This window comes from Pseudomonas sp. 22082 (assembly GCF_052046055.1).
In the GTDB taxonomy this organism is placed as follows: domain Bacteria; phylum Pseudomonadota; class Gammaproteobacteria; order Pseudomonadales; family Pseudomonadaceae; genus Aquipseudomonas; species Aquipseudomonas pharyngis.
This window is the reverse complement of record NZ_JBQEQB010000005.1, coordinates 252,915-268,825: the sequence shown is the minus strand read 5'-3', so window position 1 is coordinate 268,825 and position 15,911 is coordinate 252,915. Positions and strand designations below refer to the sequence as shown.

At 63.4% G+C, this 15,911-nt stretch carries 4 protein-coding genes; 1 reads left to right on the top strand and 3 read right to left on the bottom strand.

What is annotated here, in order from left to right:
* Nucleotides 1-26 precede the first annotated feature (26 nt).
* Nucleotides 27-13,028, bottom strand: a complete 13,002-nt coding sequence (locus ACTJK9_RS08545; protein ID WP_440813312.1) for a non-ribosomal peptide synthetase — start codon at nt 13,026-13,028, stop codon at nt 27-29.
* 347 nt (nt 13,029-13,375) lie between these two features.
* Here ACTJK9_RS08545 and ACTJK9_RS08540 point away from each other — a divergent pair, with 347 nt between their 5' ends.
* On the top strand, nt 13,376-13,930 hold the full coding sequence (locus ACTJK9_RS08540; RefSeq protein ID WP_011335256.1) for an RNA polymerase factor sigma-70: 555 nt from the start codon (nt 13,376-13,378) through the stop codon (nt 13,928-13,930).
* Nucleotides 13,931-14,003: 73 nt separating this feature from the next.
* Here ACTJK9_RS08540 and ACTJK9_RS08535 read toward each other — a convergent pair whose 3' ends face one another.
* Together ACTJK9_RS08535 and ACTJK9_RS08530 are read right to left on the bottom strand one after the other, a co-directional pair.
* Entirely contained in the window at nt 14,004-15,017 is a 1,014-nt protein-coding gene (locus ACTJK9_RS08535; RefSeq protein WP_440813310.1) for a GNAT family N-acetyltransferase, read from the bottom strand.
* Nucleotides 15,018-15,104: 87 nt separating this feature from the next.
* A complete protein-coding gene (locus ACTJK9_RS08530) occupies nt 15,105-15,902 on the bottom strand; it encodes a substrate-binding periplasmic protein (protein ID WP_064598245.1) in 798 nt (265 codons plus the stop codon).
* Nucleotides 15,903-15,911 lie beyond the last annotated feature (9 nt).

Sequence of the window (15,911 nt, the reverse complement as noted above, 5' to 3'; positions counted from 1 at the left end):
CGGTAGCCATTGCCGCAGGCTGTGCTTTACAGCCCCTCCAGTTCCGCCATCAGGTCATTCAACCGATCAACCTTCTCCTCGGTAATGTCGCTGGCCGCCAGTCCTTCGATGTACCCGGCCAGTTCCTCCACCGTGCTGCATTCGAACATCGCTCGCAGCGGCACGTCCCGTTGCAGGGCTTTCTGCACCCGCGAGGCAATCTGCGTGGCGAGCAGCGAGTGGCCGCCCAGTTCGAAGAAGTTGTCGCGTACCCCGACCTTCTCGACCTTCAGCACCTCGGCCCAGATATCGGCCAGGGTCTGTTCCAGATGGCTGCGTGGCGCCAGGTAATCCTGGCTTTGCAACTGGCCGATCTCCAGCGCCGGCAAGGCCTTGCGATCGAGTTTGCCGTTGGCGTTCAGCGGCAACCGGTCGAGCCACAACCAGTGCAGCGGCACCATGTATTCCGGCAGTTCCGCGCGCAGGCGCTGCTTGATTCGCTCCAGCCGTTCGCTTTGGTTCAGTGCAGAATCGGAGGCGACCAGATAGCCGACCAGATGCTTGCCATTGACGCCTTCCTGCACGCCGACCGCGCCGTCACGGACTTCCGGTTGCTCGTGCAGACGCGCCTCGATTTCACCCAGTTCGATCCGGTAACCGCGGATCTTCACCTGATGGTCGACCCGGCCGACGTACTCCAGCACCCCGTCACTGCGGCGGCGCGCCAGGTCGCCGGTGCGGTACAGACGCTCGCCCGGCGCACCGAACGGATTCGGCACAAACACCGGCGCGGTGCGCAGCGGATCGCTGACATAACCGCGACCGACCCCGGTGCCCGCCACACACAACTCACCCACCGCACCCAGCGGCACCAGCTCCAGCGCGCCATCGAGCAGGTACAGCAAATTGTTGTCGGTCGGCGTACCGATCGGCAGGTAACTGCCGCGAGTCGAGGCCATATCGACACGGAAGAACGCCACGTCGTCCGAGCACTCCGCCGGGCCATAGGCGTTGACCAGACCGATGTCCGGGTAGCGCAGCAGCCATTGGTGCGCCAGCTCCGGCGGCATTGCTTCACCGGTCGGCAACATCCAGCGCAGACCGTCGAGGCTCAGGCGATCGGAAGCGAGCATGCCCTGGATCAGCGACGGCACACTTTCCAGCACGGTGATGCCCTGCTGTTGCACATGCACCAGCAAGCCTTGCGGATCGTGGGCGATGGTGTTCGGCACGATGTCCACCCGCGCCCCGAACAGCGGCGCGGCGAGGAATTGCCAGACCGAAATGTCGAAACTTTGCGAAGCGGTCTGGGCGATCACATCGGCGTCGCTCAGGTTCAGGTACGGCACCTTGCTCAACTGGTTGTTGAGCATGCCGCGCTGCTCGACCATCACGCCTTTCGGCAACCCGGTGGAGCCCGAGGTGTAGATCACGTAGGCCAGATTGTCCGGGCCGCTGAAGATGCCCGGATTCGCCGACGATACCGCGCCGGCCTGAACCTCCTCCCACACCAGCAAGCGTGGGCGGTTGGCGCAGCTGAACTCATCCAGCAAGGTCGTCGCCTGTTCACGGCAAGCCTCGGTGCACACCAGCACCGGCGTGCGGCTGAGCTCGATGATCCGTTGCAGACGCTGGCTCGGCAGGCCCGGATCCAGCGGCAGGTAACCGGCACCGGCCTTGAAGCTGCCGATGATCATGCCCAGCAGATCCAGATTCCGTTCACCCAGCAACGCCACCGGTTGATCCATCTGCACTTCGGCCGCGACCAGTGCATGACCGAGACGGTTGGCGTTCCGGTTCAGCTCGGCATAGCTCAGTTGCTGATCGAGGCAACTGGCGGCGATGCGTTGCGGATGTTGCGCGACCTGCGCTTCGAACAGTTCGACGTAGCTCTGCTCCAGCGGATAGTCGTGCTCACTCTGGTTGCAGCCGTGGAGCAGGAATTCCTGCTCATCAAAGCCCAGCAGCGGCAGGTCGGCCATGTCGCCATGGAAGCCCTCGACCAGTGCCAGCAGCAGACGCTTGAACTCGCCAAGCATGCGCTCGATGGTCGACTCGTCGAAGTAACGCTGGTCGTAGGACAGATGCAGACCGAGGTCATCACCCGGGTAGCACACCGCCGTCAACGGGAAGTTGGTGTGGGTACGGCCCGAGTCCGAGGTCGCATTGAGGCTCTGCGCACGGTCCAGTACCGACACTTCCACCGGGGCGTTTTCGAACACGAACAGGCTGTCGAACAGTGGTTGGCCTTTCGGCAGTTCGCTCTGCTCCTGAATGTTCACCAGCGGCAGGTATTCGTACTCGCGCAGTTGCATGTTGCTGTCGAGCAGACCGCTCAACCACTGGCGCACGCTGACACGCTGATCGTCCGCCGGGATCTGCACCCGCAGCGCGATGCTGTTGATGAACAGGCCGACGGTGCGTTGCATCTCTGGCATTTCCACCGGGCGCCCGGCCACGGTCACGCCGAACAGCACGTCGCGATCACCGCTCATGCGGCGCAGCACCAGCGCCCACGCCGCCTGGGCGAAGGTGTTGATGGTCAGTTGATGGGCCTGGGCCAGCTCACGCAGACGGGCGCCGTCCTCGACACTCAGTCGCGTGTAGCGGTCGCCGACGATCATGCCGCCGCTTTCGCCGGCGTGTTCACGCAGGAACGGACGGTCACTCGGGATCGGCGTGGTGCGCTCGAACCCTTGCAGGTTCTGCTGCCACCACTGACGCGCTTCGGCCAGGCTCTGGCGTTGCAGCCAGCCGATGTAATCGCGGTAGCGCGGCGGCACCGCCAGTTGCGCTTCGCGACCTTCGCCGAGGGCGGTGTAGATCTCGAAGAAATCGTTCATCAGCAGCGAGCGGCACCAGGCATCGATGAGGATGTGGTGGTTGCTCATCATGAACCAGTAACGCGCCGCGCCGACCTTGATCAGGCGCAGGTGAAACGGTGCCTGATTGAGCAGATCGAACCCGGCCTCGCGTTCGGTCTTGAGCAGCGCTTGCAGTTTCGGCTCCTGCTCGGCATCGGCGATGGCGCTCCAGTCCAGGTACTCGATCGGCGTGCGCCCCGGCGTATGAATCACTTGCAGCATGTCTTCGCCGACGTTCCAGCAGAACGAGGCACGCAGCGCTTCGTGACGGGCGACCACCGCTTGCCACGCCTGGGCGAAACGCTCGGGGTCGAGTTCGCTGTTGATGCGGTAGCGATCCTGCATGTAGTACAGACCGGTGCCCGGTTCGAGCAAGGTGTGCAGCAGCATGCCTTCCTGCATCGGCGTCAGCGGGTACACGTCCTCAATGTGCGCCGCCGGCACCGGCAGTGCGTCGAGCTGCGCCTGGGTCAGTTTTGCCAGCGGGAAGTCCGACGGCGTCAGGCCACCGGCCTCGTCCTGCAGGCAATGTTCGATCAGGCTCTGCAACTCGCCGACGTAGGCATCGGCCAAGTCGTTGATGGTATGCGCGTCGTAGCGTTCGGCGCTGAAGGTCCAGCGCAGCAGCAGTTCCCCGCCATACACCTGACTGTCGACACTCAACTCGTTCGGCAACGGTGCGTGCGGATCGTGGGCGGCGCCGACCGATTCATCCAGCGGTCGGAACAGCGCGTCGCTGCCGAAGCTCTGGTCGAACTGGCCGAGGTAGTTAAACGTGATCGGCGCACTCGGCAACGTCGCCATGCTCTGACGGCTGGCGTCATCGGCCAGATAACGCAGCACGCCATAGCCCAGCCCCTTGTGCGGCACGGCGCGCAGTTGCTCCTTGATCGCCTTGATCGAAGCGCCCTGCCCCGCAGCCTCTTCGATATTGTGCGGGGTCAGGCGCAGCGGATAAGCGCTGGTGAACCAGCCGACGGTGCGGGTCAGGTCGATCTCGTCGAACAGGGTTTCGCGGCCGTGGCCTTCCAGTTGAATCAGCGCTGACGGCTGACCGCTCCAGCGGCACAGCACGCGGGCCAGCGCGGTCAGCAACAGGTCGTTGACCTGAGTGCGATAGGCGCTCGGTGCCTGTTGCAGCAGTTGCCTGGTGCGCTCGGCATCCAGTCGCACGCTGACGGTTTGCGCGTAACGATTCTCGCGACCGCCCTCAGGACGTTCGCACGGCAAGTCGGCATTCGGACCGGCGAGTTGCGCTTGCCACCAGCTCAGTTCTTCACGCAGGGATTCGCTGCCGGCGTAAGCCTGCAAGCGCGCCGCCCAGTCCTTGAAGGCGCTGGTTTTCGCCGGCAGTTTCAGCGACTGATCGGTATCGAGCTGGCGGTACACGGTTTGCAGATCATCGAGCAGAACACGCCACGACACACCGTCGACCACCAGGTGATGAATCGCGATGAACAGCCGTTGCTGGCCGTCCGGACCATCGACCAGCACCGCACGCAGCAGAGGCCCCTGTGCAAGGTCGAGACTGCGCTGGGCGTCGGCGAACAGCGCCGCGCACTTGTCCATTGACGGCACGCGAACCTGCCACAGCACGGCAGCATCGGACACCGGTTGATGCGCTGCTTGCCATGCGCCGTTGACCTCGGTGAAGCGCAGACGCAGGGCGTCATGCCGCTCGATCACCGCCAACAGCGCTTGCTCAAGACGATGCGGTTCCAGCGCCACAGTCGGCTCCAGCAGCAACGCCTGGTTCCAGTGCTGACGCTCGGGAATCTCGGTGTCGAAGAACCAGTGCTGGATCGGTGTCAGACGCGATTCACCCGTTACCAGACCTTGCTCAGCGGTCACGGTCTCACTGCGACTGGCGACAGCCGCCAGGGTCTGCACGGTCTGATGCTGGAACAGATCACGCGGGCTGAAATGAATGCCCTGCTGACGCGCCCGGCTGACCACTTGAATCGACAGGATCGAGTCGCCGCCCAGTTCGAAGAAGTTGTCGTTCAGACCGACCTGCTCGACGTTGAGCACTTCGCACCAGATCTGTGCCAGGGTTTGCTCAAGCTCGTTGCTTGGCGCCACGTAATCCTGACGATTGAGCTCCGGATCCGGCGCCGGCAAGGCGCGGCGGTCGAGCTTGCCGTTGGCGGTCAGCGGCATGCTCGCCAGCAGAATCAGATGGGTCGGCACCATGTAATCCGGCAATTGCGTCTTCAGGTGCGCCTTCAGCGCGTCGCGCAGTTCGGCCTGCTCGGCTTCGCTTCGCGAAGCGACCTCGGTCACGAGATAGCCGACCAGTTGCTTGCCGCTCGGCGCATCCAGCGCCAGCACCACGGCTTCGCGGATCGAGTCGTGATCAAGCAGGCGGGTTTCGATCTCGCCCAGTTCGATCCGGAAACCACGGATCTTCACCTGATGGTCGATCCGCCCCAAGTATTCCACCAGACCGTCGGCGCGCTGGCGCACCAGGTCGCCGGTGCGGTACATGCGCCCGCCAGCGGCGGCAAACGGGTCGGCGACGAAACGTTCGGCCGTGATGCCCGCACGCTCGTGATAGCCCACCGCCAGACCGGCGCCGCCGACGAACAATTCACCGGTCGCGCCTTGCGGCACCAGCGCCAGATCGGCGTCGAGAATGTAGGCCACGCGATCACCGATCACGCTGCCGATCGGCACACTGCCGGCGCCCTCTTCCAGCACTTCTGGCGCGAGGCTGGCCAGCGGCATGACCACGGTTTCGGTCGGGCCGTAAGCGTTGAAGAACAGGCTCGGCTTGAATGTCGCGCGAATCCGCTGCAGGTGTTCGCCGGTCAGCGCCTCGCCGCCGGTGATGATCATCCGCACCGGCAAAACCTCGTTTTGCGTCGCCAGGAACTGCGCCAACTGGCTGCCGTAGCTCGGGGTGAAGCCGAGAATATTGATCCGGTGTTCACGGATCAGGCCGCAGATTTGTTCCGCGTCCCACTGACCTTGCGCACGCAGCACCACCTGCGCACCGCTGAGCAGCGGCACCAACAGGCGCTCGGTGGCGGCGTCGAAGTTGATCGAATAGAAATGCAGTTCGCAGTCGTCCGGACGCATGCCGAAGCGTTCGATCACCGCCTGGCAATGCATGGCGATTTCACCGTGGGACACCACCACGCCTTTCGGCTTGCCGGTGGAACCCGAGGTGTAAATCAGGTACGCCTGATGCTGCGGCAGGCTGATGAATGGCAGCTCAGTGGCCGGGTAATCGGCCAGCGCGACGCTGTCGTCTTCCAGGCACCAGCGCGCCACGTTCGGCGGCAGTTCGCCGAGGGCCTTGAACATCGCGCGGTCGCTGAGCAGCAGGCCGACGCCGCTGTCTTCGATCATGTAATGCAGGCGGTCGAGCGGGTATTCCGGGTCCAGCGGCACGTAGGCGCCGCCGGCCTTGAGGATCGCCAGCAGGCCGACGACCATTTCCAGCGAACGCTCCAGCGCCAGACCGACCCGCACTTGCGGACCGACACCGCGCTCACGCAGGGCCCAGGCCAGACGATTGGCGCGGGCATCGAGTTCGGCGTAGCTCAGGGTCTGCCCGGCAAAGGTCAGGGCCGGCGCATCTTTACGCGCCAGCGCCTGCTCGGCGAACAGGTGATGAATGCACTGATCGAGACGACGCTCGCCCGGCTCGACGCCAAGGCTGTCGAGCAATTGCTGTTGCTCAGGCGCATCGAGCAGTGGCAATTCGCTGAGGCGTTGCTGCGGGTCGGCGATCAGCGCTTCCAGCAGGTTGCGCCAGTGCCTGGCCATGCGCGCAATCGTCGGCTCGTCGAACAGATCGGTGCTGTAGGTCAGGCAGCAACCGAGGCGATGGTCGAGGTCGGTGACTTCCAGGTTGAGGTCGAACTTTGTCGCCCGCGCATCGTTGGCCAGGTACTCAACGGTCATCCCGGCGAGCATGCGACTCTGCTGGAATTCCCAGCGCTGCACGTTGCACATCACTTGGAACAACGGGTTGTAGGCGGCACTGCGCGGTGGCTGCAACGCTTCAACCAGATGATCGAACGGCAGGTCCTGATGGGACTGACCTTCGATCACGGTGTGGCGCACCTGCTCGAACAATTCGCCGACCGACATCTGGCCGTCGAGCTGGCAACGCAGCACCTGGGTGTTGAGGAACGCACCGATCAGGCCTTCGCTTTCCGGGCGGATCCGGTTGGCCACCGGCGCGCCGATCCGCAGATCGGTCTGGCCGCTGTAGCGGTAAAGCAAGGTCGCGAGTGCAGCAGTCATGGTCATGAACAGGGTCAGACCGTTCTGCGCATTGAACGCCCGAACGCGCGCGGCGAGATCGTCGCTGAGGTCGAAACGGAACAGTTCACCCTGATGACTTTGCACCGGTGGGCGCGGACGGTCGCCCGGCAGTTCCAGCAGTGGATGTTCGCGGCCGAGTTGCGCGGTCCAGTAGTCGAGCTGACGCTGACGCTCGCCGGACTCCAGCCAGTTGCGCTGCCAGACGCTGTAGTCGAGGTACTGCACCGGCAACGGTTCCAGCGGCGATTCGCGATCATCGACGAACGCTTCGTACAGCGCGCTCAGTTCCCGGGCGAAGATGTCCATCGCCCAGCCTTCGGTGACGATGTGGTGCAGGGTCAGGACGAAGTAATGCTCGTGCTCGGCGGTCTTGACCAGGCAGGCGCGCAGCAGCGGGCCGGTCTCGAGATCGAACGGCAGGTGCGCTTCATCGTCGGCCAGTTGCTGGACCTTCTGCTCGCGCACATCGGCGGCGAGTTTCGAGAAATCCTTCCAGTCCATACGCACGGCGGTCTCGGCATGCACCTGCTGACGGGCCACGCCGTCGATGCTCGGGAACGTGGTACGCAGGGTTTCGTGACGCAGGATCAGCGCTTGCAGCGCAGCCTCGAAACGCCCGACATCCAGCACGCCACGCAGGCGCGCCATACCGCCGACGTTGTACGCCGGGCTGTCCGGCTCCATCTGCCAGAGGAACCACATGCGCTGCTGCGAATAGGACAGCGGCACCGGTTTGCTGCGATCAACCTTGTCGATCGGCGGCTGCTTGTTGGTGCGGCCGCTGGCCTGGATCTGAAGGATCTGCTCGGCGAAATCACCCAGTTCGCTGTGTTCGAACAAGGCACGCAACGGCAGCTCGACGTCACAGGCCTGACGGGTGCGGGAAATGATTTGCGTGGCCAGCAGCGAGTGACCGCCGAGGGCGAAGAAGTCGTCGCGCAGGCCGACCTGTTTCAGGCCCAGCACTTCGCGCCAGATCGCGGCGATCTGTTGTTCCAGCTCGGTGACCGGCTCGACGTGTTCGCGCACCTGCCATTGCGGTTCGGGCAAGGCGCGGCGGTCGAGTTTGCCGCTCGGGCTCAGGGGCATTGCGTCCAGGCGCATCAGTTGCGCGGGGACCATGTATTCGGGCAGCTCGGCGGCCAGTGCGGTCTTCAGGCGAACGATTTGCTGGTCCTGATCTTCATTGGCGTCGGTGGCGGTGAAGTAGCCGATCAGTTGCGGGCCGGCGACGGTGTCGCGCACCAGCACGGCGGCCTGAGCGACGCCATCCTGAGTGAGCAAACGGGCTTCGATTTCTTCCGGTTCGACGCGGAAACCACGCAGTTTGACCTGCTGATCGAGGCGGCCGAGGTATTCGATCACGCCATCGTGGGTCCAGCGTGCGCGGTCACCGGTGCGGTACAGACGCGCGCCCTGCTCGCCCAGCGGATCGACCACGAAACGCTCCGCCGTCAGCGCCGGACGGCCGAGGTAACCCCGGGCCAGGCCGATGCCGCTGATGCACAGTTCACCCGGCACACCGGCCGGCACAGGATTGAGATCGCTATCGAGCACCCGGCAGACCACGTTGCCCAGCGGACGACCAATCGGCGAACGCTCGCCATCCGCCACGCTGCAATGCCAGTGGGTGACATTGATCGCGGTTTCGGTCGGGCCGTAACGGTTGTGCAGTTGCACCGCCGGCAGTTGCGCCAACACGCGGTTGCGCAGTTCCGCCGGCAGCGCTTCACCGCCGGAGAAAACCCAGCGCAGGCTGGTGCATTCGCCGCTCAGTGGTTCATCGATAAACAGCGAAAGCAGCGGCGGCACGAAGTGCAGCGTGGTCACGCCGTATTGCTGAACCAACTGCGCGATGCGATGCGGATCGCGGTGTTCACCGGGGCCGGCGATCAGCAGGCGCGCGCCGGTGATCAGCGGCCAAAAGCACTCCCACACCGACACGTCGAAACTGATCGGCGCCTTTTGCATCAGCACATCGGTTTCATTCAGGCGATAAGTGTTCTGCATCCATTGCAGACGCTCGGCCAACGCCGCATGCGTGTTGCCCACACCTTTCGGCTGGCCGGTGGAGCCGGAGGTGTAAATCACGTAGGCGAGATTGTCGCCGTGCAGGTGCAGACCCGGTGCCTGGCTCGGCCAGTTTTCCAGGTGCAGGGTGTCCATGGCGATCACGCTGACGCCTTCGCTGGCCGGCAAGCGGTCGAGCAATGCCGTCTGGGTCAGCAGCAGTTCGACGCCGCTGTCGCTGAGCATGTAGGCCAGACGCTCGGCCGGGTAATCCGGGTCCAGCGGCACGTAGGCGCCACCGGCCTTGATGATCGCCAGCAGGCCGATCAGCAGTTGCGGCGAACGCTCGGCGGCGATAGCCACGCACACGTCCGGGCCGACGCCTTTGTCGCGCAGGTAATGGGCCAGACGGTTGGCCTGCGCGTGCAGTTCGGCGAAGTCGAGGCTGCCGCCGTCCCACACCAGTGCGGTGCGATCCGGGATCTGACGGGCCTGTTCGTTGAGCAATTCCGGCAGCCATTGTTGCGCCGGGGTGCACGGAGCGATGCTCCATTCGCTTTGCTGAGTATTTTCGGCGGCGGTCAGCAGTTGCAGATCGCCGATGGATTGTTGCGGACGTTCGCAGACAGCACGCAGCAGGTTGCTGAAATGCTCGGCGAGGCGCTCGATGGTTGCGGCGTCGAACAGCTCATCGGCATAGTCGAAGGACAGCGTCAGGCGACCGTTACGGTCTTCTTCACTGTGCAGTTGCAGATCGAACTTGGCCTCGCGGCTGTGCCACGGCAGTTCTTCGGCGAGCAGGCCCGGCAGGCGTTTGAGCGCACTCAGGTCGCGCTGCTGGTGGTTGAACATGACCTGGAACAGGCCTTGTTCGCGGGCCTGCGGGAAGGCTTCGAGCAGTTGTTCGAACGGCAGGTCCTGATTCGCCTGAGCACCGAGTGCCGCCTGACGGGTTTGCGCCAGCAGTTCGGTGAATGGCAGACGCGAATCGACGTCGGCGCGCAGCACCTGGGTGTTGATGAAGAAGCCGATCAGGCCCTGGGTTTCCAGGCGCGGACGGTTGGCGTTGGGCACACCGATGCGGATGTCGCGCTGGCCGCTGTAGCGATGCAACAGGCTCTGTAAGGCCGAGAGCAGCAGCATGAACGGGGTGGACTGATAAGCCTGGGCCGTCTGGCGAATGGCGTCGCTGAGGCTGATCCCCAGGCGAACGCTGTGGCGTGCGGCGCTGTGAATTTGTTTGGCAGAACGCGGATGGTCGGTCGCCAGTTCCAGAGTCGGATGCTCATCGCCCAACTGCGCTTTCCAGTACGCCAGTTGCCGCTCGCCCTCGCCCTGCGCCAACCATTGGCGCTGCCAGCTGCCGTAGTCGGCGTATTGGGTTGGCAGCGGCGCCAGTTCCGCGCGCTGGCCTTGGGACGCGGCGGCGTACAGGCGCGAGAACTCGTCGATCAACACGTTCAGCGACCAGCCGTCGGCGATGATGTGGTGCATTGTCACCAGCAGTTGGTGATCTTCGTCTTCGAGGCGCACCAGCGTCACCCACAGCAGCGGGCCTTTCTCCAGATCGAACCGGGTGCGGGCTTCGTCCTCGCGGATCTGTAGTGCGCGGGCTTCACGTTCGCTGGCCGGCAGGTCACTGATGTCGATCAGTTGCAGGTTGAACTCACCCGCCGCTTCGACCTGTTGCAGCGCTACGCCGTCGCACTCGAAGAAGCGCGTGCGCAGGGATTCGTGGCGCTCGATCAGTTGCTGGAAACTGGCGCGCAGGGCGTCTTCGTCCAGTTCGCCGCGCAGGCGCAGGGCACCGGGGATGTTGTAGGCGCTGCTTTGTGGGTCGAGCTGCCAGGTGATCCACAGTCGGTTTTGCGCCAGGGATTGCGGCAAGGCTTCGTTGCGCGACAGTGCGGTGATTTCGCCTTGGGCGCTGCCGCCGTCCTGTTGCTGTTGCGCCACGGCAGCGGCGAATGCGGACAGGGTCGGTGCTTCGAACAGCAGGCGCAGGTTCAGCTCCAGGCTCAGTTCTTCGCGGATCTTGGCGATCACCTGGGCGGCGGCGATCGAGTTGCCGCCGAGCAGGAAGAAATGATCGTCGGCCTTGACCTGTTTGACGTTGAGTTGCTCGGCCCAGACTTTGCCGATCAGCGCTTCCAGTTCAGAGGCGGATGGCGTCGAGTCCAGAGCGATTTCCGCAGTGGCCGACGGGAACACCGCGTAGCTGTCGAGGCTGCGGTCGGCCAGGCGATTGCGGCAGGCCGAACGTTGCAGCTTGCCGCTGGAAGTCTTCGGCAATGCGCCCGGATTGAGCAGCACCACCACGCTCGGTGCTTCCTGATACGCCTCGGCCACCGCTTGGCGAATGGCTTTGATCAGCGCTTCGGGCGGCAGGATTTTCTGCACGCTGCGGCTGATTTCCGCCGCGATGCCGATGCCCTCCTCGCCATTCTGATTGACCGCAAACGCCGCAACGCGGCCCTTTCGCACCACTTCCACTTCGTTCTCGACGGTCTTTTCGAGATCCTGCGGATAGAGGTTGTGACCGCGCACGATCAGCATGTCTTTCAGGCGACCGGTGATGAACAGTTCACCTTCGCGGATGAAACCCAGGTCACCGGTGCGCAGCCAGGTCTGGCCGGCGTGCTGGACGAAAGTCTTGGCGCTGGCCTCGGGGTTGCGCCAGTAGCCGAGGGCGATGCTCGGGCCGGCGGCCCAGACTTCACCCACGGCGTTGTCGGCCAGTTCTTCGAGGGTGTTAGGTTCGACGATCAGCACCGCATGTTCCGGCTGACTGATGCCGCAGCTCATGATCGGGCTGCCCTCGCCCGCTTCGGCGCGGTTCTGTGCGAGGGCTTGATCGTCGACGCGCAGTGCTGGAATCCCTGTGCCGCGCGGTGTGCCGGCGACGAACAGGGTCGCTTCGGCCAGACCGTAGGACGCCATGAAGCTGCTTTCGCTGAAACCGCATGCGGTGAATTTCTCGGCGAAGCGTTCGAGGGTGTCGAGACGGATCGGCTCGGAGCCGGAATAGGCCACGCGCCAACGGCTCAGGTCGAGACGCTCCAGCGCCGATTCACTGACTCGTTCGCTGCACAAACGGTAGGCGAAGTCAGGCCCGCCGCTGATGGTGCCGCCGTACTGGCTGATCGCTTCAAGCCAGCGCAACGGCCGGCCGAGGAAATACGCCGGCGACATCAGGATGCACGGCACGCCACTGAAGATCGGTTGCAGCAGACCGCCGATCAGGCCCATGTCGTGGTACAGCGGCAGCCAGCTGACGATCACGTCATCGGGGTTTACGTCGATACCGAAACCGTGGCGGATCAGCAGTTCGTTGGCCACCAGATTGCCGTGGCTGACCTGCACACCTTTGGGCAGCGCGGTGGAGCCGGACGTGTATTGCAGGAAGGCGATATGGTCTGTCGGCAGGGCCGGCTCGACCCAGCGTTCGGCCAGCGAAGCATCGAGGGTGTCAACGCACAACAGCGGCGGCGCGCCTTCGATTTGCTGCAGGGCGTCGCGCAGGTCGGCGCTGGTCAGCAGCAGGCGCGGCTCGGCGTCGGCGATGATCGACAGCAGGCGTTCCTGATGGTGACGCTTGGCCGATTCCGGCGGATAGGCTGGCACCGCGATCACCCCCGCATACAGGCAACCGAAGAACGCCGCGACGTAATCCGGGCCGCTGGGAAACAGCAACACCGCGCGATCACCGAATCCGGCCTCGGCCTGCAACGCGGCGGCGATGGTGCGCGCACGCTGATCGAGTTCGCGATAACTGAGCACCACAGCCTGCTCCTCGGTTTCGGCGAGAAAGCGCAAGGCCAGCCGATCCGGCGTCAGGGCCGAACGGCGCTGAAGGGCTTGGACCAGGGTGCTGGGGAGTTCGAACGCGTCGGTCATGAGGTTTCCTGCCTGAATTCGGCTTGCTGGTGGAATCGGGTTGGCTGCGGCATGCCCATGCAAGGCATGCGGGACACGGTCTTCGCCGACCGTGCAAGGCACTGGAATGCGGTAGGTCCGGGGCTGCGCACCCGGATCCATTCACCAATGAGAACGGATGACGTCTTGAAATAATTAGTCGGCAGGCTGGATCGCCAACGCGGCTGGGCGCTTGGGCGAGTGCGATGGATCATTAGTTCTCTTTCTCAATTGACAATCATTATCATTCAACATAATTTGTCGCTCGATGTGTAGGACGGCCCCGCCCCCAGGCGTCCCACTAACCTATTGGCAGCAAGGTGATTTCCATGACGGAACAAGTATCCACAAGCAGGTGCGATTCACCGCTACTTCAGGCATTCGTCGACAATCGACTGATTCTGGTCAAGATTGCAGCCCGCATTACCGGCTGCCGGTCACGCGCCGAAGATGTGGTGCAGGATGCGTTCTTCCGACTGCAATCGGCACCGCCGATCACGTCGTCGATCAAGGCCCAGCTGAGTTATCTGTTCCAGATCGTGCGCAACCTGGCGATCGATCACTACCGCAAACAGGCGCTGGAGCAGAAGTACGCCGGCCCCGAGGAGGAAGGGTTGAACGTGGTCATTCAGGGCGCTTCGCCGGAAACCTCACACATCAACTTTTCGACCCTGGAACACATTGCCGACGCGCTGACCGAGCTGCCAGTTCGCACCCGCTACGCCTTCGAGATGTACCGCCTGCACGGCGTGCCGCAGAAGGACATTGCCAAGGAACTCGGCGTTTCGCCGACCCTGGTCAACTTCATGATTCGCGATGCGCTGGTGCATTGCCGCAAGGTGTCGAGCAGTCGCGCTGATGCAGTGACCGCAAACCGTCGCTGATAAAAATCGGCCGCAAAAAAAAGATCGCAGCCTTCGTTGAAGGGCTGCGATCTTTTTTGTTTTCAGCGCAATGTCACGCCAGTGTGCAGCGGTCGAAGAACCGTTCGCGCCCGAGAATCATCAGCGCCGCGCGTTTGTGCGGGAAGTCGAATTCCTTCTCGCAGTGGAAGCACTGGTTGTGCATGTGGCCAATCATTTTCGCGTTGTCGGCACGGGGTTCGGCGACCACCCGCTGCGTGCGCGGATCATCCAGAAACAGGTAGTGCACCAGCGCCGACAGCCAACTCGCCACCTTGTGCGGGCCGCGATGATCTTCTTCCCCGACCAGCATGTGAATGCCGCGATCGTAATTGTCGGCATCGTAGAACGGCGCAATGCGATCTTCCTTGGCCCAGTAGGCTTCGAAATAGGCAAACGGCTGATCATCGAAACAACCGATCAGGGTCAGCGTGTGCGGATCGGCGTCGAGTTTGCTCAGGTATTCGCGATGCTGTTCGAGGCTACCCTCCTCCTGCCAGAAGCTGGCGACGCGCGGGCTGTTCTGCCAACGATTGAAGCGCGCCAGATCCTGTTCGATCTCTACCGTTCGCAGGGAAATCCAGGCACCGAGACGCGCATCGAAACGCCGATAGACTTCCCCACGCGGTTTGACCGGTCGCAGCGGATGACGCTTGCCGTTGCTGATGACCATTTGCTGCGGATAACTGCCCGTCAGCGAATTGCCCAGCCACGGTTGCGGCAGTTGCCAGAACAGCGTGCGCTCGCAGCGATATTCGCCTGCCACTTCAGTGCTCACCAGCAAGCCGCTGAGCAAGGCTTCGGTCGGCGCCTGGTCCAGTTGCCAGATCAGTTGCTGACGCGCCGGCTCCCGGGCAAACAGCCAATAACAGGCTGCCCACAGCGCCTGGCCGGGTGGCAGCGCGTAGCGTTCATCGATCTGGATCGGCCCCTGACCTTCACGATCGAGGCGCAGGCGAATCAGCGGTTGCCCGTCCAGGCTCAGGCTCAGACGGCTTTCGGTGGCATCGGCTACCAGTTGGCTGCCCGAAGGCAAGGCCAAGGCAGTCAGGTCATTCAGATTGGACATGGGTCGGGCTCACGATAATCGTCGACAGTTCAACGATGGGACGTGAGCCGGGGCGGGAAATTTAGGCCGGACGCGAAAAACCGCAGCTCATTGATGCGGCACCGGCACCACCGCAATCTTGTACGGATCGAAGATCTTCAGCATCTGCCCGTTGTCGCGCAGGCCTTGCAGCAGCTTGCCGAAGGCTTCACCGGTGATCGGAGCCTTCGGACTGAGAATCGCGTAATGGTGGTAGATCTGGTCGATGCGCTGGGACACCAGCAACTCGTCGCGCACTTTTTCGTTGCGCAGCAGGTAATCGAACAGGTACGAGCGGGTCACCAGCGCAATGTCTGCGCGCCCGCGCAAGACCATCAGCAGGTTGCTGTCGTGGGAATAGGTCAGCGTGGCGCTGTAAGTTTCGGCGAGGTACTTGGGATCGGCATTGAAGTTGGCAAATTCGTAGTGATAGCCGCTGTACAGCGCCAGCCGTTTGCCCTTGAGATCGGCGAAGTAATTCTGCTGGCGACCGGGCTTGTTCTGCGCGACGAAAATCTCTGCGTCCTCAAGCCCCATGTCGACGGTGATGTGGGGAATGTCTTTCCAGCCCCACTCAGGGTTTTCGAAGATCGCCATGTCAGTGCGGCTGTCCTTGAAATCGCCGAACCGGCGAGGAATCGAGGTGGGCACCAGTTCGAAGCGATAGTCGCTCTGGGCGCTGTTCAAAGCCGCGACCAGTTCGGGCAGCAGGCCGGTGTCGGCGCCATTTTCCGGGCGAATGGTATAGGGCGGAAAATGCGCCGCGCCCACTCGAACCACCTGCGCCGCCGGAGCGGGCAATACCCATAGTGCAGCCAGCGCTGCGAGCATCAGCCCGGCGGCCGTCCGAATTGGCGAAGACTTCAAAACACCCCA